Below are 19,427 nucleotides of genomic sequence, written 5' to 3' on the forward strand. Positions count from 1 at the left end.
CACGGATTGATTCGCAATGCATTGAAGATTCCGCCGCCGTAGGGTCTATGGTCCGACGGTATGCGCGTGCACGAGCCGGAGGGGAAGCGGGAGGCGTCCCGCCGGTTCTGGCGTTGGTGGAGCGCGCTGACCGTCAGCTCGGCGGGTGACGCGGTCACCACCGTCGCGTTGCCGGTCGTCGCGGTCACCGCGCTGGGCGCGTCCACGTTCGAGGTGAGCCTCGTCGTGGCGGCCCGGTTCGCCGCGTGGGCGTTGATCGGCCTGCCCGCCGGTGTGGTGGTCGAGCGCTTCCCGTTGCGGCAGACGCAGATCGTGATGGACCTGGTCCGGGCGGCGGTGCTGGCGTCCGTCCCGATCGCCGCCCTGTTGGACGTGCTGACGTTGACGCACGTGGTGCTGGTGTCGGCCGCGGTCGGGTTCGCGGGCGTGTTCTTCGACATCGCCAACGCGTCGTTCCTGCCGTCGATCGTGCCCGAAGCCGAGCTGACCGCCCGCAACAGCGTCACGTCCAGCTCGATCGCGGCGACGCAGCTCGGCGGGCCGGCCGCGGGTGGACTCCTGATCCAGGCCGTCGGCGCGGTGACCGCCGTCGTGGTCGACGTCGTCAGCTACCTGGTCTCGGCGATCCTGCTGACCGGCCTGCCCTCACCGCCGCCGCGGCCACGTCCGGACGACGGCCGCGGCTCGCTCTGGCGGATGATCGCCGTCGGCCTGCGTTACGTGGCGGGTCATCCGGTGATGCGGCCCTCGGTCCTCGCCGCCACGATCGTCAACCTCGGCGCGGGCGGCATCCTCGCGCTCACCGCGCCGTACCTGGTGAACACGCTGGGGTTCGGTCCCGAGTGGGTCGGCTTCGCCCTCGCCGCCGAGGGCGCGGGCAGCCTGGCCGGTGCGGCGCTGGCCCCCGTGACGGCCCGGTGGTGGGGCAGCGCGCGGACCACGGTGATCGTCGCCCTGTTCGGTGCGGTGACCGTGCTGCTGATGCCGTTGGCGGCCGGTGGTTGGCGGGTGGCGCTGTTCCTCGTGGGTAACGGGCTGTTCGCGGGAGCCGTGGTGCTGCTGAGCGTGCTGTGGCGGACGCACCGCCAGACCGTGACGCCGCCCGACCTCCTGCCGCGCGTGCTCGCGACTGTCCGTTTTGTCTCGTGGAGTGCGTTTCCGGTCGGTTCCCTGGCCGCCGGCGGCGTGGCGACCCTGGTCGGCAACCACACCGCGCTGTGGCTGTCGTGCGCCGTGGTGTGCGTGATGCCGGTGGTCCTCATCTCGAGCCGGGTCAGGGGCCTGCGCGACCTCGTTGACGATCGACCTAACTCGTCCGGGTGAGTTGTCGGCCGGCACGCATCAAGCGCGCCGCGCCACGGGTAGCCCACTCCTTGGAGTGTCCACGGGGGACACCCGGAGGAGGTTCGAGCGCAGATGGGCATTGGCGACAAGTTCGACGAGCTGAAGGACAAGGCCAAGGACGCTCTCGGCCAGCACGGCGACAAGGCGGACCAGGGCATCGACAGGGCCGGCCAGTTCGCCGACGAGCGGACCGGTGGTCAGCACTCCGAGCACATCCAGACCGGGACGGACAAGGCCAAGGAGGGTCTGGACCGATTCCGCGAAGGGCAGTAGAGCGCCACAGCGACCAAGGGCCGCCCTCCGACGAGGGCGGCCCTTCCGCGCGTGCTACGACCTGCCCAGGCGCGACGCGAGCAGCTCCTTGCCCTGCTCGGCGCCCTTGCGGCTCTCGCCCTGCGCGCGGCGGAAGAAGTCCGCCAGCTCGCGGTCGCCCGCCCGTTCGGCGTCGGCGATGTAGGCCTCCAGCCGCAGCGCGTTGCTCAGGCACGCTTCGACGAACCAGATGATGTTGTAGTCCTTGTCCTGCGTTCCGGTCACCTGACCGGTTTCCGTCGTGGTGGACACATGACCTCCTCGTTAGTCGGCGCTCCCGGGATACCCGTTTTGCCCCGCCTGAACGCAAGTGCCGTACCGCTACGGATCGAATCCCGGATTGTTCCCGACCGGCCGTCACCCGAAAGTGGAACGGCGCGCCTCGGCCGGTCCCTGCCCGGTCGGGGCGCGCTCAGCTGTCGAGCTCGGCCCACACGACCTTGCCGTCGGCGGTCGGGTCGGAGCCCCAGGCCCGGCTCAGGGCCGCCACGATGATCAACCCGCGCCCCCGTGCCGAATCGACCTGCACCGGTCTGGGCTGGGGTGGCGTGGACGACTGGTCGGCCACCTCGATCCGCAGGCCGGACTCCGTCCGCGAGACGGTCAGCCCCACCGGGCCGGTCGCGTGGTCCACGGCGTTGGACACCAGTTCGGTCACCACCAGGGCGGCGTCGTCGGCGGCGTCGGCCGACAGGCCCCACGCCTCCGCCGCGTCCGCCACCACCTGTCGGGCACGCGCCGATGAGCCCGCTGAGGCGGGCAGCGTCACGGCCACCGGCGCCGCTGGCTCGTTGCGCACATCCGCTCCCGTTGATCGGCCGTTACCGCATCGTCGCACATCCTCCGGTCGTGGCACCGAGCGGCGTCCGGCGGAACCTCGAGGTGACTCGGTCTCGGCATCCGGGCCGTCCGGTGGCTAGGCTCGGGCCTCATGGAGTTGCAGGTGCGCAGTGAGGTCCGGGGCGACTGGACGGTCGTCGCGGTGTCGGGCGAGCTGGACGCGGACACCGTCCCCGTGCTGTCCGACCGCCTCGAAGAGAGCGTGGGCGCCCACGTGGTGGTGGACCTGAGCGGTGTGCCGTTCATGGACACCACGGGCCTGTCCCTGATGCTCGACTGGCACCGCAGACTGGACGGCGAGGGTGGGCAGTTCCGGATGGCGTCCATGCAGCCGTCCGTGCACAAGCTGTTCCGGCTGACCGAGTTGACCGAGGTCATGCACATCCACGACACCGTCGAGTCCGCCACGACGTGATCCCGGAGACCTTCCGCAACTCACCCATACCGCGTGACCCGGGCTGGCTGGCCACCCTGCCCGCCGCCATCGAGCACCAGTTGGCAACCTGGCACCTCCGCCCGGACGGCCCGGCGACGCACGGCTCGCACGCCCTGGTGATCCCACCTGGTCGATGCCGACCCCGCCGCCGGCGCCATGCTGCTCGAACGCCTGGACATGCACCACAGCGCCCTCGACCTGCCGTCGGAAGAAGCCATGGCGGTACTGGGCGTGATGGCCCGACGACTGGCCGTACCCGCCCCACCGACCGCCCGTTCCACGGCCGACCTCGCCCGCGCCCGGGCGGCCACCCTGGAAGCCGACTGGCTACACCAAGCCCACCCCTTCGACCGCGTCTTCCTCCGTGCGGGGGAGGAGGCCGTGGAGACCTTGGTCACCACCACGTCCACGCTCGCCGTCAACGGCGACCTGCACTCGGCCCAGGTGCTGCGCGGCCACCGCGAACCCTGGCTGACCGTCGACCCGATCCTGCTGCGCGGCGACATCGCCTACGACCTGGCCAGAACCCTCTGGACCAGACTCGACGAAATGCGAACCCCCACCGCCATCGCGGCCCACCTGGCCATCTTCGCCGAATCCTCGACCATCCCCCTCACCCACGCCCGCGACTGGGCCGTCTTCCGCGCCGTCGACTACTGGCTGTGGGGCCTGGCCGCCGGCCTGACCGAAGACCCCCTCCGCTGCCACCGCCTGATCACCGCCCTGACCTGAAGGCAGAACTCGGCAGACCTGAACGCAGAACTCAGGCGCCCTGAACGTTGAACTCACCTATCCCCAACGTAGGACTCTCGCGCCCCGAACGTTGGACTCTCGCGCCCCGAACGTTGGACTCTCGCGTTCTGAGCGTTCAACTCGGGGGTCCTGGACGTAGGACACGCGCGACGTGAATGTAGGACACGCGGGGTTTAGTCCTGTTCGACGCCCAGGTAGAAGGCGATCAGGCGGAGCAGGTGCTCGGTGTCCACCGGCTTGGTCACGTAATCCGTCGCCCCCGAAGCCAGCGACTTCTCCCGATCACCCTTCATCGCCTTCGCCGTCACCGCGATCACCGGCAAGTCCGCATAACGCGACATAGCCCGAATCGCCGCCATGGTCGCGTTGCCGTCCAGCTCCGGCATCATGATGTCCATCAACACCAGCGTCACGTCGTCGTACTGCTCCAACGCCCGCACACCGGTGATCCCGTTGTCCGCGTAGATCACCTGCAGCCCGTGCAGCTCCAACACGCTGGTCAACGCGAACACGTTGCGCAGGTCGTCGTCGACGATCAGCACCTTCTCGCCGTGGAACCGCATCGGCGCCGGCGGCAGGTCGGACGGCGCCACCACCGACTGCGCCGACTCGTCCGACAGCGCCGACTCGTCCGACAGCGTCAGCAGCTCGGGCACGGCCTCCGGCTCCACCACGACCGGCGGGACGAGTCCTTGCTCGCCCAGCGGCAGGTACAGCGTGAACGTCGAACCGATGCCCGGCTCGGAACGCACGTCCAACCGGCCGTCCAGCAACGCCGCCAGCTCACGGCTGATCGACAGCCCCAGCCCCGTCCCGCCGTACTTCCGCGACGTCGTGCCGTCCGCCTGCTGGAACGCCTCGAAGATCACCGACAGCTTGTCGGACGGGATGCCGATCCCGGTGTCCTGCACGTCGAACGCGACCGAGCCCTCGACCACCCGGATCCGCAGCTTGATCTCGCCGTCGTGGGTGAACTTGACCGCGTTCGACAGCAGGTTGCGCAGGATCTGCTGCAACCGGTGCTCGTCGGTGTGCAGGGTGGACGGCACGTCCGGCTCCACCACGACCTCGAACGCCAGCCCCTTCTCCGCGGCCAGCGGCGTGGTCATCGCCTCCACGTACGCGACCACGTCCGACACGTGCACCGGGTCCGTCTGCACCTGCATGTGCCCGGCCTCGACCTTCGTCAGGTCCAGGATGTCGTCGATCAGCTGCAGCAGGTCCGTGCCCGACGAGTGGATCGTCTTGGCGAACTCCACCTGCTTCGGGTTGAGGTTGCCGTCCAGGTTGTCGGCCAGCAGCTTCGCCAGGATCAGCAGGCTGTTCAACGGCGTGCGCAGCTCGTGCGACATGTTCGCCATGAACTCCGACTTGTACTTCGACGCCGACGACAGCTGCCGCGCCCGTGCCTCCAGCTCCACCGAACCGGCCCGCAGCTCCTCGGTCAGCCGCTGCGACTCCACCAGCAGGCTGTCCGTCCGCGCGTTGGCCAGCATCGTGTTCAGGTTGACGCCGATGTTCTCCTTCAGCTGGTCCAGCAGGTCCAGGTGCACCTCGGTGAACTCGCCGAACGACCCCAGCTCGATCACGCCGAGGATCTCGCCCTGGAAGACGATCGGCAGGATCACCAGGTTCGCGGGCGGCGCCGACCCGAGCCCCGAGCCGATCTCGATGTACCCCGGCGGCACGTCGGTGACCAGCAGCGTCTTCTTCTCCACCGCGACCTGCCCGATCAACGACTCGCCGCGCATGAACCGGGTGGGCCGCCCGCCGCGCGGCGCGTACCCGTAGGACGCGGTCAGGTCCAGGGCGTTGGACTCGGGGTCCACCAGGAAGAACGCGCCGTGCTGCGCCGACACCAGCGGCGTCAGCTCGCTGATCACCAGCGACGCCATGGCGTTGAGGTCGCGGTGCCCCTGCATCTGGCCGGACAGCCTGGCCAGGTTCGTCTTCAACCAGTCCTGCTCCTGGTTGGCGCGGGTGGACGCCCTCAGGTTGCCGATCATCCGGTTGATGTTGTCCTTGAGCTCGGCGACCTCGCCGGACGCCTCCACGGTGATCTGCCGGGTCAGGTCGCCCGCCGTCACCGCCGTCGCCACCACGGCGATCGCGCGCACCTGCCGGGTCAGGTTCCCGGCCAGCTCGTTCACGTTCTCGGTCAGCCGCTTCCAGGTGCCCGAGACGCCTTCCACCTCGGCCTGGCCGCCGAGCTTGCCCTCGGTGCCGACCTCCCGCGCGACGCGCGTGACCTCCTGGGCGAAGGACGACAGCTGGTCGACCATCGTGTTGATCGTGGTCTTCAGCTCCAGGATCTCGCCGCGCGCGTCGACGTCGATCTTCTTCGACAGGTCGCCCAAAGCCACCGCCGTGGTCACCTGGGCGATGTTGCGGACCTGCGACGTGAGGTTGTTCGCCATGAAGTTGACGTTCTCGGTGAGGTCCTTCCAGGTGCCCGCCACGTTCGGCACGCGGGCCTGACCACCGAGGATGCCCTCCGTGCCGACCTCGCGGGACACGCGGGTGACCTCGTCGGCGAACGCGCGCAGCGTGTCCACCATGCCGTTGATGGTGTCGGCCAGCGCCGCGACCTCGCCCTTGGCCTCGACCGCGATCTTCTTGGACAGGTCACCGCCCGCGACCGCCGTCGCCACCGCCGCGATCGACCTGACCTGCGTGGACAGGTTGTCGGCCATCACGTTGACGTTGTCCGTGAGGTCCTTCCACGTCCCGGCCACCCCGGGCACGCGCGCCTGACCACCCAGCCGCCCGTCGGTGCCGACCTCGCGCGCCACGCGCGTCACTTCGTCGGCGAACGAGGACAGCTGGTCGACCATCGTGTTGATGGTCGACTTCAGCTCCAGGATCTCCCCGCGTGCGTCGACCGTGATCTTCTGCGACAGGTCACCACCCGCCACCGCCGTCGTGACCTGCGCGATCGACCGCACCTGGGCCGTCAGGTTGTTGGCCATGAAGTTGACGGAATCAGTCAAATCCCGCCAAGTCCCCGCCACCCCCGGCACTTGCGCCTGACCACCCAGCCGCCCGTCGGTGCCGACCTCGCGCGCCACGCGCGTGACTTCGTCGGCGAACGAGGACAGCTGGTCGACCATCGTGTTGATGGTGTCCTTCAACTCCAGGATCTCGCCCCGCGCGTTCACCGTGATCTTCTGCGACAGGTCGCCCCGCGCCACCGCCGTCGCCACCTGCGCGATGTTGCGGACCTGGGACGTGAGGTTGCCTGCCATGAAGTTCACCGAGTCGGTCAGGTCCCGCCAGGTCCCCGCCACCCCCGGCACCTGGGCCTGACCACCCAACCGTCCATCGCTGCCCACCTCGCGCGCCACCCGCGTGACCTCGGCCGCGAACGACGACAGCTGGTCGACCATCGTGTTGATCGTCGTCTTGAGCTGGAGGATCTCGCCCCGCGCGTCCACGTCGATCTTCTGCGACAGGTCGCCTTGGGCCACCGCCGTCGTGACCTGCGCGATGTTGCGGACCTGGGACGTGAGGTTGCCTGCCATGAAGTTCACCGAGTCGGTCAGGTCGCGCCAGGTGCCGGCGACGCCCGGTACCTGCGCCTGCCCGCCCAATCGCCCGTCGGTGCCGACCTCGCGCGCCACGCGCGTGACCTCGTCGGCGAACGAGGACAGCTGGTCGACCATCGTGTTGATGGTCGACTTCAGCTCCAGGATCTCGCCCCGCGCGTCGACCGTGATCTTCTGCGACAGGTCGCCCTGGGCCACCGCCGTCGCCACCTGCGCGATGTTGCGGACCTGCGAGGTCAGGTTGTTCGCCATGAAGTTGACGTTGTCGGTCAGGTCGCGCCACGTCCCGGCCACCCCGGGCACCTGCGCCTGACCACCCAGCCGCCCGTCCGTACCCACCTCGCGCGCCACGCGCGTGACTTCGTCGGCGAACGAGGACAGCTGGTCGACCATCGTGTTGACGGTGTCCTTCAGCTCCAACATCTCGCCCGCCACCGTCACGGTGATCTTCTGCGACAGGTCGCCCTGGGCCACCGCCGTCGCCACCTGCGCGATGTCACGCACCTGCTTGGTCAGGTTGTCGGACATGAAGTTGACCGAGTCGGTCAGGTCCTTCCACGTGCCGGCCACCCCGGGCACGACCGCCGTGCCGCCCAGCCGGCCGTCCGTGCCGATCTCGCGCGCCACCCGGGTGACCTCGCCCGCGAACGTGCGCAGCGTCGCCGTCATCGAGTTGAAGCTCTCGACCAGCGTGGCGACCTCACCGCGCCCGTCGACCACGATCTCCTGCGACAGGTCACCCTCGGCGACCGCGGCGAGCACGCGGCTCAGCTCGGCGGTCGGCCGGGTCAGGTCCTCGATCAGCCCGTTCACCGCGTCCGCGGCCGTCGCCCAGCCACCGGTGGCGGTGCTCGGTGCCAGCCGCTCGCCCAGCCTGCCCTCCTGGCCGACCGACTGGCGCACCCGCACCAGCTCGCCGACCAGCCACTGGTTGCGCTCCGCGATCTCGTTGAACGCCTCGGCCAACTCGGCGGCCACGCCTTCGCGGGGAACGACGAGGCGACGGCGGAAGTTGCCGTCCTTCATCTCCCGCATCGCGGTCAGCAGTCGGGCCAGGGTCACGTCCGTGTCGTCCTGGGCGGTCGTCACACGAGCCTCCGATGTCAGCGGAACTGCGCCAAGCCTGCCACTGTTGGAGGCAACTTGTCCGATAGGTTGGGTCGACCCGACACACAGGAGCCGTGATGGCCCAGGGCTACCGGCAAGGCGCCGACACGGGCCTCGACCTCGACGCGTGGCGTCGCGTGGTCGACGGCTTCCACGAGGCCGTCGTCGTGCTGGACCCGGAAGGTGTCGTCCGGTTGGTCAACTCTCTCGCATCCGTGCTGTTCCCGCGGGCGCGGACGGGTTCCGCGCTGCCGGACGACGACGGCCGCGGCGCCCGTCGGCAGGACCTCGGCGGCGGGTGGGTCGCCTGGTTCCGGGGCGTGGACGACTACCTCGACGAGGCCGCGCACCGCCTGGGGTCGATCACGGAACGTGCGGAGGTCCTACGCGCCGTGGTCGAGTTGGCGCCCGCCGAGCACACCGTCGTCGTGCTGCCGGGCATCCGGGGCCGGCTGGAGTGGTGGCGGCGCACCCCGGCCGGCGACGTCGCTGTGGCGCGCACCACACGTCAGGTCGCGGGCACCGCGCCCGGCTTCACCGCCGTGCTGGAACGGCTGGTCGAACACGCCGTGCTCACCGAGCTGGGAGACGGCCCGTGGGGCGCGTCCGGCGTGGGCGTGGCCGTGCCGCTGACCGAGGGCGGCGCGCTGGTGTGCTTCGGCAGCACGTGGCACGTCGACCTGCTCAAGCGGTACGCGGCACGGGCCGCGGCGGCGGTCGAGGTGAGCACCCGGTTCGGCGAGCAGCAGGTGACCGTGGAGGCGCTGCGGGCCAACCTGCTGCCCACCCCGCTGCCCGAGGTGCCGGGGGTGCGCCTGGCCGGCGTCTACGAGCCCGCGCACCGGCGGGTGCTGGTGGGCGGCGACTTCTACGACGTGCACCCGCGTGAGGACGGCAGCGCGGCGTTCGTGCTCGGCGACGTGGCGGGCAACGGGCTGGAAGCGGCGGCGCACAGCGGCCGGGTGCGGCAGAGCCTGCACACCCTGCTCGTGGTCGAGCAGCGGCCCGCGCAGTTGTTGCACCTGCTCAACGCCGCCCTGCGGGCCGCGGGCAGCCGGCTGTTCACCACGCTCGTGGTCGGCACGATGATGCCCGTGCAGGCCGGTGGGCTGCGGTTGACCCTGGCCGCCGGCGGCCACCCCGCACCGCTGGTGCTGCGTGCCGACGGGCGGGTGGACGAGGTGGCCGTGCACGGCGGGATCGTCGGCGTGCTGCCGGAGGTGCGGTTCAACCAGACGACCGTCGCGCTCGCGCCGGGTGAGACGTTGCTGCTCTACAGCGACGGGCTGACCGAGGCGCGCAAGCACGACGACCGGCAAGAGCTGTTCGGCGACGTGCGGCTGAAGGCGGCGCTGGCCGACTGCACCGGGCTGTCGGCCGACGCGGTGTCCGACCACCTGCGGCGCGTGGTGTTCGACTGGCTGGGTTCGGCGGAGCACGACGACCTGACCCTCTTGGTGCTCCAAGCGGCGCCTTAGCGACTTCCGAGGGTGCCGGTCACCGGTTCGGTGGTGATGGCGTAGCAGACCGCCTTGGTGGCCCCGGAGGACCAGTACTCCCGCGCCGGCATCAGCGACCTCGCCGTGACACCGGGCCGCGACCCGCCCAGGTACTCCTCGACCGCACGGACGCAGCGGTCGAGGGATCGGTCCATCATCGTCCCGTAGTCGGGTGCGGGGTCGGTGTGGGAGCCCAGTTCGACCACCCCGGGCACGGCTTCGCTGCGGTGCGGCTGGTCGCAGGGCACGACCCGGGTCGGCTCGTCCAGCGGCTCGCCCGCGTAGCACCGGCGCAGCTCGCCGAGACCGTCCGCCAGCGCGCCCCGCACGCTCCCGGTCCGGCGCGCCGCCTTGTTGTCCGGCCCGCGTTCCAGCAGTGCGCACGCGAACCACCGCTCGCCGGCGGTCCACTGCTCCCGCGTCGGCCACAGGACCCGGTGTTCCAGGCGGGTGGCCTCGGCGTCCGGACCGCCCAGGTACGTGCCCATCGCGTCACGGCAGGTCGGCGAGACCGTGGTGGGCACGGGCGGGAAGTCCGCCGGGAACCCGGGCGGCAGGTGGTCGGCCAGCACCACCTCGGCCTCGTGGGCGTGCTCGCAGCCGACCGGCTGGAAGGCGTTGTCCACGATGGCCAGGCAGTCGCCCGCCGCGTAGGTGCCCACCCGCGGCGGCGGTGGCTCGGTGGAGGTCGTGGTGACCACCGACGACAACGCTCTCGGCGTGCCGGGGACGACGGTGCTGCCGCAAGCGCTCAGCAGCACGAGCGCGAGCACCCCGGCCACGCCGCGACACCACAGGGAATCCGCCACCGGGCCAACGTAAAGTCCCGTGGCCGGCACTGGTGGCGCGTTGGCAGCAACCTGCCCGCGGTCCGCACCACCGGACGTCTGCCGATCCCTAGGATCAGGTGACGTGAAGCCACCTCTGGACGCGGTCGCGCACGCCCACCGCCGGTTGCTCGACGTGATCGCCGACCTGACCGACGACCAGGTCACGGAGCCGTCGCTGCTGCCGGGGTGGACGCGGGGGCACGTGCTGGCACACCTCGCCGACGCGGCCCGTGCCCGCAGTCGGGTGGTTGAGCACGCGTCACGGGGCGTGCGGGTCGAGATGTGGGGGCCCGGTGAGCGGGACGCGATCATCGAGGCCACCGCGTCTCGCGACGCGGACGGGCACCGGGCCGCGACCGCCGAGCACAACGAGCGCCTGGAACGGGCGTGGGCGGGGATCCGGGACTGGTCGGAGCCCGTCGGCGCGCCCGATCCCGTGGCGCCGGTGTTCACCCGGTGGCGCGAGGTCTGGATCCACCTGCTCGACCTGGACCTCGGCGTCCGGCCGGGGGAGTGGAGCGCGGAGTTCGCGGTCCACACCATCGGCGTGCTGCGGCCGCGGTTGCCCGACGGCGTCGCGCTGCGGGCGACGGACGTGCCGCGGACGTGGGGCACGGGCACGGAGGTGGTCGGCGGGGTGCGCGACCTCGCCGCCTGGCTCGTCGGGCGGGTGCCCGACGAACCTCCCACCTCCGCCGTGCCGCTGCCCGAACTGGGGCCGTGGCCGTCGTACCCGGCGAGCCGTCAGGACTTGGTGGGCTGATCCAGCGACAGCGGCACCCAGTGCAGGGCATCGCGCCAGTCCTCGCGGCCGAACGCCCAGTCCGCGAGCACCGCCGCGATCGGTCCGACGCCGATCACGTCGGGCTGGCGGGGTACCTGTGCCTGGAACTGGCGTTCCCCGTCGCGGTACTCCACGAGGTGGCTGAGGTCGTCGTTCAGGTGTACCCGCATGAAGTGCTGCCCGGCGGGCTCCAGGTCGAGCCGCTCCACGACCAGGTCTCGGTGGGTCAGGTCCAGGTTGGTGAGCAGGTCGTGCAGGGCTGTCTCGGACGGGCCGTCCCACGACTTGCCCGACCACTCGATCACGCGTACCACCGGCGTCGTCACAGTGCGCAACTTACTCACCACCCCAGGACCGCGCGCAAGGCCAGTCCTGTTCCGACGATCGGCACGAGGGCCGCGGTGATGGTGGCAGCGCGGTGAAGCGGTCGCGCAGCCGAAGTCCCCGCAACCGAAGTCCCCGCAACCGAAGTCCCGCAACCGAAGTCCCGCAACCGAAGTCCCGCAACCGAAGTCCCCGCGGTCGAACACCGAAGGCAGGGGTTCACGGCTTCCGGTGAGTGGAAGATCCCGTTGACCCCCTCCGGACGGCCTACCTAGCGTTCGCCGCACGTCAGAGCCGGTTCACGGCCGGTCGGAACGGGAGGTCGGATTGGCTGCCATCGCACCCCTCGCGGAGGCTGTCGCGGAGGTCGTGCGCGACGGTGACACCGTGGCCTTCGAGGGGTTCACGCACCTGATCCCGTTCGCCGCGGGGCACGAGGTGATCCGGCAGGGCAGGCGGGACCTGACCCTGGTCCGGATGACGCCCGACGTGCTGTACGACCAGCTCATCGGCGCGGGCTGCGCGCGCAAGCTGGTGTTCTCGTGGGGCGGCAACCCCGGTGTCGGCTCGCTGCACCGGTTCCGCGACGCCGTGCAGAACAGCTGGCCGCGGCCGCTGGAGCTGGAGGAGCACAGCCACGCGGGCATGGCCAACCGGTACGTCGCGGCGGCGTCCGGGCTGCCGTTCGCCGTGCTGCGCGGCTACACCGGCACCGACCTGCCCGCCCAGACGGCCAACATCGCGGCGGTGACGTGCCCGTTCACCGGCGAGGTGCTGACCGCCGTGGCCGCGCTGCGGCTGGACGCCGCCGTCGTGCACGCCCAGCGCGCCGACCGGCACGGCAACGTGCAGCTGTGGGGGATCACGGGCGTGCAGAAGGAGGCGGTGCTGGCCGCGACCCGCTCGCTGGTCACCGTCGAGGAGGTCGTGGACGAGCTGGAGCCGCGGCCGGGCGCGGTGGTGTTGCCGTCCTGGGTGGTCGACTACGTCGCCGAGGTGCCGGGCGGGGCGCACCCGTCCTACGCGCACGACTACTCGGTGCGCGACAACGACTTCTACGTCGCGTGGGACGCGATCAGCCGGGACCGGGACAAGTTCACCCAGTGGTTGGAGAGCGTGGCGTGAACTACACGTCCGACGAGATGATGACGGTCGCGGCGGCACGGGCGTTGCGCGACGGCGCGGTGTGCTTCGTCGGCATCGGGCTGCCCAGCACCGCGGCCAACCTCGCCCGCCGCACGCACGCGCCCGACCTCGTGCTGGTCTACGAGTCCGGCACGATCGGCGCGAAACCGGACCGGCTGCCGCTGTCGATCGGCGACGGCGTGCTGGCCGACACGGCGGTCAGCGTGGTGGGCGTGCCGGAGATCTTCAACTACTGGTTGCAGCCCGGCCGGATCGATGTCGGCTTCCTCGGGGCGGCCCAGCTGGACCGGTTCGGCAACATCAACACCACCGTGATCGGCGGCGACTACCGCAACCCCGGCGTGCGGCTGCCCGGTGCGGGCGGCGCGCCCGAGATCGCCGCGTCGTGCCGCGAGGTGGTCGTGGTGGTGCGGCAGACCAGGCGGGCGTTCGTGGAGCGGGTCGACTTCGTCACCTCGTTCGGCTTCGGGTCCGGGCCGGGTGAGCGGGAGGAGCTGGGGCTGACCGGCGCCGGGCCGCGGTTGGTGATCACCGACCTGGGCGTGCTGCGGCCCGACCCGGACACCCGTGAGCTGGTGCTGACCGCGTTGCACCCCGGCGTGGACCTGGCGACCGCGCGCGAGCGCACCGGCTGGGATCTGAAGGTCGCCGACGACCTGGGCCGCGGCGAGCCGCCGACCGAGCGCGAACTCGCCGTCCTGCGCGAGCTGACCCGCTAGCCACTTCCGACTCGGCACGACGAACAGGAGACCTCCGGTGCCGACCTACCGTTCCGACACGCAGTCGCACCCGCCCGTGAGCTTCCCCGAGTACCGGTCCAACGTGCTTCGGGCGCCGCACCGGCCGTTCGTGCTGCTCCCGCAGCGGCTGGGCGAGATCACCGGGCCGCTGCTCGGCGAGGGCCGCGTCGGTCCGCACGACAGCGACCTCACCCTCGGCCACGACGGCGAGCCGCAGGGCCAGCGGATCATCGTGTCCGGGCGCGTGGTCGACGGCGACGGACGCCCGGTCGCGGGCGCCCTGCTGGAGGTGTGGCAGGCCAACGCGGGCGGCCGGTACCGGCACGACGCCGACCGCCACCCCGCGCCGCTGGACCCCAACTTCACCGGCGTGGGCCGCACCATCACCGATGCCGAGGGCCGCTACTCGTTCACCACGATCCACCCCGGCGCGTACCCGTGGCGCAACCACGACAACGCCTGGCGGCCCGCGCACATCCACTTCTCGCTGTTCGGCACCGCGTTCACCCAGCGGTTGATCACCCAGATGTACTTCCCGGGCGACCCGCTGTTCGATCAGGACCCGATCTTCAACTCGGTCCGCGACCCGAAGGCCCGCGCGGCGATGGTGGCCCGGTTCGACCTGGGCACGACCGTGCCCGAGTGGGCGTTGGGCTACCAGTGGGACATCGTGCTGCGGGGCAAGAACCCCACGCCGCTGGAAAAGGAGGACGACGATGAGTGAACTCCCGACGACGGGTGAGCTCCAGACGACGCCGTCGCAGACAGTCGGTCCCTTCTTCTCGTTCGGGATCGTGTGGGAAGACGGGCCGTTCGTGGTGCCCGAGGGCACGCCCGGCGCGTTCCGGATCGGCGGCACGGTGTACGACGGCGCGGGCGTGCCGGTGCCCGACGCGGTGATCGAGACGTGGCAGGCCGACCCCGAAGGCCGGTTCGACCACCCCGACGACCCGCGCGGTGCGGTGCGGTGGAAGGATTTCCGCGGCTTCGGCCGCAGCGCCACGGACCCCGAGGGCCGGTACTCGCTGCTGACCGTCAAGCCCGGTCCGCTGCCCGCGGTCGGAGGCCGTGGGGCTGGGGACGGCGGCGGGGACAGCGCGAACAGCGGGAACGGCACGGAGGCACCCCACCTGAACGTGTCGGTGTTCTGCCGGGGCATGCTGGTGCGGCTGGTCACCCGGATCTACTTCCCCGACGAGGAGGCCAACGCCGAGGACCCGGTGCTCACCTCGATCGACCCGGCCAGGCGCGCCACGCTCATCGCCCGGAGCGAGCCGCCGGGCTACCGCTTCGACATCCACCTGCAAGGGGAGCATGAAACCGTCTTCTTCGACCTCTGAGCACGGCGGCCGGTCCGGCGCGCCGCGCTCGCTGTGGGGCACGCTGTTCACAGACCCGGACGTGGACGACGAGACGTGCGACCGGGCGTGGCTGCGGGCCATGCTGGACTTCGAGCGCGCCCTGGCGATCGTGCAGGCGAGGGCGGGCCTGGTGTCCGAGGAGGCCGCCCGGATGGTGGTCACGGCCATCGACGTCGGCAACTACGACCCGGTGGTCCTCGGTGAAGGCGCGCTCACCTCGGGCACACCGGTCGTGCCGCTGGTCCGGGCGATCGGGGCCCACGTCACCGCCGAGGGACGCGCGGCCGTGCACAACGGCGCCACCAGCCAGGACGTGCTGGACACGGCGTTGTCGCTGGTCGCGTTCCGCGCGCTCGGGCCGATCCTGGCCGGGCTGCGCGGCGTGGCCGACGAGTGCGAACGGCTCGCCGAGCGGCACCGGGACACGCTGATCGCCGGCCGCACGCTGACCCAGCACGCGCTGCCGACGACGTTCGGGCTCAAGTGCGCGGGCTGGCTGGTCGCGGTGGACGAGGCCGAGGACGCGCTGACCCGCGTGCGCACCCAGCGGCTGGCGGTGCAGTTCGGCGGTGCGGCGGGCACGCAGGCCGCGGTGCGCTCGGGCGGTGACCTGACCGGGCAGCTGGCCGCCCAGCTCGGCCTGGTCGCGCCGCTGATCCCGTGGCACACGAACCGGACGCGGGTGGCCGAGTTGGCGAGCGCGCTCGGTGAGGTGTCCGGGGTGCTGGCCAAGATCGCGCAGGACGTGGTGCTGCTCGCGCAGACCGAGGTCGCCGAGGTGGCCGAGGGTGACGGCGGCACGTCGTCGGCGATGCCGCACAAGCACAACCCGGTGCGCGCGGTGCTGGTGACCGCGGGTACCCGCCGCGTGCCGGGGCTGGTGGCCACGGTGCTGTCGGCGATGGCGCAGGAGCACGAACGCGCGGCGGGCGGGTGGCACAGCGAGTGGCAGACCGTCACCGAGCTGTTGCGGCTGGTGGGCGGTGCCGTGCGCGGTACCCGTGAGCTGCTGTCGCGGCTGCGCGTCGACCCCGAGCGGATGCGGCGCAACCTGGACCTGACCGGTGGGCTGCTGATGGCCGAGAACGTGGCCGTGCGGCTGGCGGACCGGATCGGCCGGGCCGAGGCGCAGGACCTGGTGGCCGAGGTGTGCCGGACCGCGGTGGCGGCCGGGCAGCCGCTGCGCGAGGCGCTGCTGGCCGACCTGCGGATCGGGTTGTCGGACAAGGAGATAGACGACGCGCTCGACCCGGCCGGGTACACCGGCAGCGCGGGCGAGTTCACCGACCGCGCCCTCGCGGCGCACCGGGGGAGGGGCCGGCCGTGAAGCCGCACTACGAGTTGAGCGGGCCGCCGGACGCGCCGGTCGTCGTCCTGGGCAACTCGCTCGGCACCACGACCGCGTTGTGGGACCGGCAGTTGCCCGTGCTGCACCGGCGGTTCCGGGTGTTGCGCTACGACCACCGGGGTCACGGCGGCAGTGCCGCGGTCCCCGGTCCGTACCGGATCGACGACCTCGCCGACGACGTGCTGGAGCTGCTGGACGCGTTGGGCCTGGCCCGCGTGTCGTACTGCGGTGTGTCGATGGGCGGCATGGTCGGCATGTGGCTGGCCGGGCACGCGCCCGAGCGGATCGAGCGGCTGGTGCTGTGCTGCACGTCGGCCGGTTTCCCGACCGCGCAACCGTGGCTGGACCGTGCGGCGACCGTGCGTTCGTCCGGCACCGGGTCTCTTGGGTCCGCCGCCGTCGACCGCTGGTTCACCCCGGCGTTCCGCTCGCGTTCGCCCGAGGTGGTGGCCGCGTTCGAGGCTGGTCTGTCCTCAGTGGACGATGAGGGGTACGCCGGGTGCTGCGAGGCGTTGGCGGCGATGGACCTGCGGTCCGTGCTGCCGGTGATCGAGGCGCCGACGGCGGTCATCGCGGGCGCGTCCGACGAGGCCACGCCGCCGGAGTGCGGTCGGTTCATCGCCGACTCGATCCCCGGTGCCGCGTTCCACCTCGTGCCGGGGGCGCACTTGGCGAACGTGGAGGCGGCCGACGAGGTGTCGGCGATCCTGGAGGGGCACCTGTGAGCTCCTCCTTCGAGAACGGGATGCGCGTGCGGCGGGAGGTGCTGGGCGACGAGCACGTCGACCGCGCGGTCGCCGACACCGACGCGTTCACCGCCGACTTCCAGGACTTCATCACCCGGTACGCGTGGGGCGAGGTGTGGAACCGGCCAGGGCTCGACCGGCGGGTGCGGTCCTGCATCACGCTGGCGATGCTGGCCGCTCTCGGGCAGGAGCACGAGTTGGCGATGCACGTGCGCGCGGCGCTGCGCAACGGCGTGACGGCGGACGAGATCAAGGAAGTGCTGCTGCAGGTGGGAATCTACGCGGGCCTGCCCGCCGCGAACCGCGCTTTCGCCGTGGCCCAACCGATCCTGGCCTCGGGCTGACCACTGCGGTGGCGTCGGCCGGTCATGGTTCGTGCCTCGGCGCGGAGTCTCACCCGCCGAACGTCACGAGGGCGACGTCGGTCCACTCGTACGCCTTGTTGTCCCGGTGCAAGTCGATCAGGGACACGGACGACACCACCACCTCCGCTGTGTGCCCGCCGTTGGCCTTCAGCACCTCGGCGATCGGTTCGGCGGGACCGGCGGCGTTGGAGTAGCCGAGGGTGACATGAGCCCGGAATCCGCCTTCCGGTTCCGGCACGTTGTCCCGTCCCCACACGTCCCCGATCGCGGCGCGGATCGCCAGCCGGAGCTCCGCCAACGGCTCGAGCGGCCGGGCGGGCATCTGAACGGTTTCCCGGTCGACGTGGGCGGGGCCGATGGTGACGGTGAACGGCTCCAGCCCGGAGCAGCGCTTCGCCGCCGCCGCGACGATGCGGTCCACATCGTGTCGGTCGATCTCGTCGGTGAAGCCGATGCCCTGCAACGTCAGGTGCAGCCACCGTGCCGGCACCGGGTCGAGTTGGGGTAGCTCGGTGAGCGCGGGTGCGTAGTCGGCGACGAGCCGTGGCGCGCCGGGCTGGTCGGCCAACGTGATGTGCCAAGTGTAGAACGACCGGCCTGCCCGCCAACCCGGCCGCCACCACCAGTGGTCGCGCATCGGTTCCAGCTCGCTCAAGCGGTCAACTCCCTCGTCACGACGTCCCTGCGGAAGTCGGCAACGGCACGGTGGATTCGTCGCGCCACCGGATCAGCAGTGCCGCCTGTCCGTGCCGCCAGCACACCGACCTCGGTCACGCGGTGCACCAGCGGCCGAACGCGGTGAGGGGCGGGTGTGTCCAGCACGGACCGCAGCGCGTCCTCGGCCGTACCCAGGTCCCCGAGTACCAGGTGTGCCTTGACCTGCTGGAGGCGTGTCATGCGCTCGGATCCTCGGTTCCGGCGTTCCTCAGGTGTGGCCTCGAATTCCGCCACGGCCCGGTCGGCGAACGTCAGCGCGTCGTCGGCGCGGCCCAGTGCCAGCTCGGTGTCCGACCACAGCGACCCCGCGCGGTCGACCGAGCACGTGAGCGGTCCGCCCAACTCGTCCTCGGCGCGCGCGTCGATGTCCGCGACCCGCTGCGCGCGGCGCAGCGCGTCGTCGGCGCGCGCGGCGTCGCCCGCCCGCGCCAGGTCGAGCGCGAGAGCGCTGGACAGGAACAGCTTCGCCGTCCCCGTGCCGGTGTAGTTCAGACCATCGGCCGCGTACTGCGCGGCTGCGATGTAGTCGGCCCGCCAGAACGAGGCGGTGTGCTGGGTGGCGCGCACCCACGCGCGTAGGGGGTTGTGATCGGCCCGGTCGGCGCACATCCACGCCGCGCGGGCGTGGTCTTCGGCGGCGTCGGCGCGGCCCAGGTCCACCGATATCCACGACAGCACGGTCAGCGACCACCCTGCGGCAGCGTACAACTCACGTGTGTGCCGGGGATTCTGGTGCCCGGTCAGCAGCGTGAACGTTCGATCCCGCAACGCCTTGGTACGGGCGAACAACGGCAAGGTCGGCACCTTCAGGTAGGAGCGGGAGATCCGCCGGACCTCGCCGTGCACCTGGTCGATGGTCAGGTCGCCGACATTCGTCGACTCCGCCCACGCCAGGAAGCGGGAAGACTCGTCTGCCGCACTCATCAGCAACTCCTCCACAGTGCTCGTCGCCGGCCCGGGCCGGGGATCCGAGGTGACGACGGCGGGGGACAGGTGCGGGGAGAAGCCGAGGTCGGCGTCCGCCGCGACTCCCAGGACCGCGCGCAGTGCCGCCCGGTAGTGCTCGGAGGGGCGGCCCACGACGCCGCGTTCCAGTTTGGCGATGTAGTGAGCGTCCAGGGCCACGGTCTTGCCGGCCGTCTCGTGCAGCCACGCGACGGCGGCCTCGGCCAGTTCGCGTCGGGACATGTGCGCACCAGCGACTTGGCGGGATGCGGTGGCTTCGCGTGC

General features: G+C 71.4%; 20 protein-coding genes. 13 read left to right on the forward strand and 7 right to left on the reverse strand.

Translation table 11 applies throughout. The features are described 5' to 3' along the window. The first annotated feature begins 60 nt into the window (after positions 1 to 60). Together A6A25_RS38875 and A6A25_RS38880 are read left to right on the forward strand one after the other, a co-directional pair. Positions 61 to 1,323, forward strand: a complete 1,263-nt coding sequence (locus tag A6A25_RS38875) for an MFS transporter (RefSeq protein ID WP_073899088.1) — start codon at positions 61 to 63, stop codon at positions 1,321 to 1,323. A gap of 93 nt (positions 1,324 to 1,416) precedes the next feature. Further along, positions 1,417 to 1,617, forward strand: coding sequence for an antitoxin (locus A6A25_RS38880; protein WP_073899090.1), 201 nt, complete (start codon positions 1,417 to 1,419; stop codon positions 1,615 to 1,617). Between the two features lie 54 nt (positions 1,618 to 1,671). Here A6A25_RS38880 and A6A25_RS38885 read toward each other — a convergent pair whose 3' ends face one another. Both A6A25_RS38885 and A6A25_RS38890 read right to left on the reverse strand, forming a co-directional pair. Further along, positions 1,672 to 1,908 carry a hypothetical protein gene (locus tag A6A25_RS38885; protein WP_073899092.1) on the reverse strand — a complete coding sequence of 79 codons (237 nt, stop codon included), beginning with the start codon at positions 1,906 to 1,908 and terminating at the stop codon, positions 1,672 to 1,674. Between the two features lie 160 nt (positions 1,909 to 2,068). Further along, positions 2,069 to 2,455 (reverse strand): ATP-binding protein, encoded by a 387-nt coding sequence (locus A6A25_RS38890; RefSeq protein ID WP_073899094.1) that lies wholly within the window; start codon positions 2,453 to 2,455, stop codon positions 2,069 to 2,071. Between the two features lie 132 nt (positions 2,456 to 2,587). Between A6A25_RS38890 and A6A25_RS38895 the strand changes: the two genes are divergently transcribed. Further along, complete coding sequence (locus tag A6A25_RS38895; RefSeq protein WP_073899096.1) at positions 2,588 to 2,911, forward strand: STAS domain-containing protein; 324 nt, start codon at positions 2,588 to 2,590, stop codon at positions 2,909 to 2,911. A 147-nt stretch (positions 2,912 to 3,058) separates the two neighbouring features. Further along, positions 3,059 to 3,664 carry an aminoglycoside phosphotransferase family protein gene (locus A6A25_RS38900; RefSeq protein ID WP_274534391.1) on the forward strand — a complete coding sequence of 202 codons (606 nt, stop codon included), beginning with the start codon at positions 3,059 to 3,061 and terminating at the stop codon, positions 3,662 to 3,664. A gap of 194 nt (positions 3,665 to 3,858) precedes the next feature. Here the strand turns inward: A6A25_RS38900 and A6A25_RS38905 are convergent, their stop codons facing one another. Further along, positions 3,859 to 8,319 (reverse strand): hybrid sensor histidine kinase/response regulator, encoded by a 4,461-nt coding sequence (locus A6A25_RS38905; RefSeq protein ID WP_143193701.1) that lies wholly within the window; start codon positions 8,317 to 8,319, stop codon positions 3,859 to 3,861. Positions 8,320 to 8,414: 95 nt separating this feature from the next. On the opposite strand from A6A25_RS38905, the gene A6A25_RS38910 reads away from it, so the two are divergent. Next, positions 8,415 to 9,815, forward strand: a complete 1,401-nt coding sequence (locus A6A25_RS38910) for a PP2C family protein-serine/threonine phosphatase (protein ID WP_073899100.1) — start codon at positions 8,415 to 8,417, stop codon at positions 9,813 to 9,815. Here A6A25_RS38910 and A6A25_RS38915 read toward each other — a convergent pair. Next, the gene (locus A6A25_RS38915; protein ID WP_158073900.1) at positions 9,812 to 10,645 is read right to left on the reverse strand and encodes a septum formation family protein; all 834 of its coding nucleotides are present in this window, start codon (positions 10,643 to 10,645) and stop codon (positions 9,812 to 9,814) included. The two genes, A6A25_RS38910 and A6A25_RS38915, sit on opposite strands and share 4 nt — an antisense overlap. Before the next feature lie 103 nt (positions 10,646 to 10,748). Between A6A25_RS38915 and A6A25_RS38920 the strand changes: the two genes are divergently transcribed. Continuing rightward, complete coding sequence (locus A6A25_RS38920; protein ID WP_073899104.1) at positions 10,749 to 11,429, forward strand: maleylpyruvate isomerase family mycothiol-dependent enzyme; 681 nt, start codon at positions 10,749 to 10,751, stop codon at positions 11,427 to 11,429. Here A6A25_RS38920 and A6A25_RS38925 read toward each other — a convergent pair. After that, positions 11,411 to 11,776, reverse strand: coding sequence for a hypothetical protein (locus A6A25_RS38925; RefSeq protein WP_073899106.1), 366 nt, complete (start codon positions 11,774 to 11,776; stop codon positions 11,411 to 11,413). The two genes, A6A25_RS38920 and A6A25_RS38925, sit on opposite strands and share 19 nt — an antisense overlap. A gap of 325 nt (positions 11,777 to 12,101) precedes the next feature. On the opposite strand from A6A25_RS38925, the gene A6A25_RS38930 reads away from it, so the two are divergent. From A6A25_RS38930 to pcaC, 7 genes are read left to right on the forward strand one after another with little or no spacing between them, the layout of a single operon-like run. Next, positions 12,102 to 12,899 carry a CoA transferase subunit A gene (locus A6A25_RS38930; protein ID WP_073899108.1) on the forward strand — a complete coding sequence of 266 codons (798 nt, stop codon included), beginning with the start codon at positions 12,102 to 12,104 and terminating at the stop codon, positions 12,897 to 12,899. A gap of 17 nt (positions 12,900 to 12,916) precedes the next feature. Further along, a complete protein-coding gene (locus A6A25_RS38935; protein ID WP_073899364.1) occupies positions 12,917 to 13,639 on the forward strand; it encodes a CoA-transferase subunit beta in 723 nt (240 codons plus the stop codon). 37 nt (positions 13,640 to 13,676) lie between these two features. Then, complete coding sequence (pcaH, locus tag A6A25_RS38940) at positions 13,677 to 14,384, forward strand: protocatechuate 3,4-dioxygenase subunit beta (protein ID WP_073899110.1); 708 nt, start codon at positions 13,677 to 13,679, stop codon at positions 14,382 to 14,384. Next, positions 14,377 to 15,000 carry a protocatechuate 3,4-dioxygenase subunit alpha gene (gene pcaG / locus A6A25_RS38945; protein WP_073899112.1) on the forward strand — a complete coding sequence of 208 codons (624 nt, stop codon included), beginning with the start codon at positions 14,377 to 14,379 and terminating at the stop codon, positions 14,998 to 15,000. Before pcaH ends, pcaG begins: the two co-directional genes overlap by 8 nt. Further along, entirely contained in the window at positions 14,975 to 16,348 is a 1,374-nt protein-coding gene (pcaB, locus tag A6A25_RS38950; protein WP_198933020.1) for a 3-carboxy-cis,cis-muconate cycloisomerase, read from the forward strand. Before pcaG ends, pcaB begins: the two co-directional genes overlap by 26 nt. Further along, entirely contained in the window at positions 16,345 to 17,094 is a 750-nt protein-coding gene (pcaD, locus tag A6A25_RS38955) for a 3-oxoadipate enol-lactonase (protein ID WP_073899114.1), read from the forward strand. Before pcaB ends, pcaD begins: the two co-directional genes overlap by 4 nt. Next, complete coding sequence (pcaC, locus tag A6A25_RS38960) at positions 17,091 to 17,459, forward strand: 4-carboxymuconolactone decarboxylase (RefSeq protein ID WP_274534388.1); 369 nt, start codon at positions 17,091 to 17,093, stop codon at positions 17,457 to 17,459. Before pcaD ends, pcaC begins: the two co-directional genes overlap by 4 nt. 49 nt (positions 17,460 to 17,508) lie before the next feature. Here pcaC and A6A25_RS38965 read toward each other — a convergent pair whose 3' ends face one another. Together A6A25_RS38965 and A6A25_RS38970 are read right to left on the reverse strand one after the other, a co-directional pair. After that, on the reverse strand, positions 17,509 to 18,135 hold the full coding sequence (locus A6A25_RS38965; protein ID WP_073899116.1) for a 2'-5' RNA ligase family protein: 627 nt from the start codon (positions 18,133 to 18,135) through the stop codon (positions 17,509 to 17,511). After that, a complete protein-coding gene (locus tag A6A25_RS38970; RefSeq protein ID WP_073899118.1) occupies positions 18,132 to 19,385 on the reverse strand; it encodes a hypothetical protein in 1,254 nt (417 codons plus the stop codon). The genes A6A25_RS38965 and A6A25_RS38970 overlap by 4 nt, the downstream gene beginning before the upstream one ends. Positions 19,386 to 19,427 lie beyond the last annotated feature (42 nt).

Source organism: Saccharothrix sp. CB00851, assembly GCF_001905065.1.
Lineage (GTDB): Bacteria > Actinomycetota > Actinomycetes > Mycobacteriales > Pseudonocardiaceae > Actinosynnema.

Bases quoted from the DNA above. Each gene is read 5' to 3' on its own strand.
- A6A25_RS38895 (WP_073899096.1), top strand. From the start codon at position 2,588: ATGGAGTTGCAGGTGCGCAGTGAGGTCCGGGGCGACTGGACGGTCGTC.
- A6A25_RS38875 (WP_073899088.1), top strand. From the start codon at position 61: ATGCGCGTGCACGAGCCGGAGGGGAAGCGGGAGGCGTCCCGCCGGTTC.
- pcaB (WP_198933020.1), top strand. From the start codon at position 14,975: ATGAAACCGTCTTCTTCGACCTCTGAGCACGGCGGCCGGTCCGGCGCG.
- A6A25_RS38970 (WP_073899118.1), bottom strand. From the start codon at position 19,385: ATGTCCCGACGCGAACTGGCCGAGGCCGCCGTCGCGTGGCTGCACGAG.
- pcaG (WP_073899112.1), top strand. From the start codon at position 14,377: ATGAGTGAACTCCCGACGACGGGTGAGCTCCAGACGACGCCGTCGCAG.
- A6A25_RS38910 (WP_073899100.1), top strand. From the start codon at position 8,415: ATGGCCCAGGGCTACCGGCAAGGCGCCGACACGGGCCTCGACCTCGAC.
- A6A25_RS38880 (WP_073899090.1), top strand. From the start codon at position 1,417: ATGGGCATTGGCGACAAGTTCGACGAGCTGAAGGACAAGGCCAAGGAC.
- A6A25_RS38935 (WP_073899364.1), top strand. From the start codon at position 12,917: ATGATGACGGTCGCGGCGGCACGGGCGTTGCGCGACGGCGCGGTGTGC.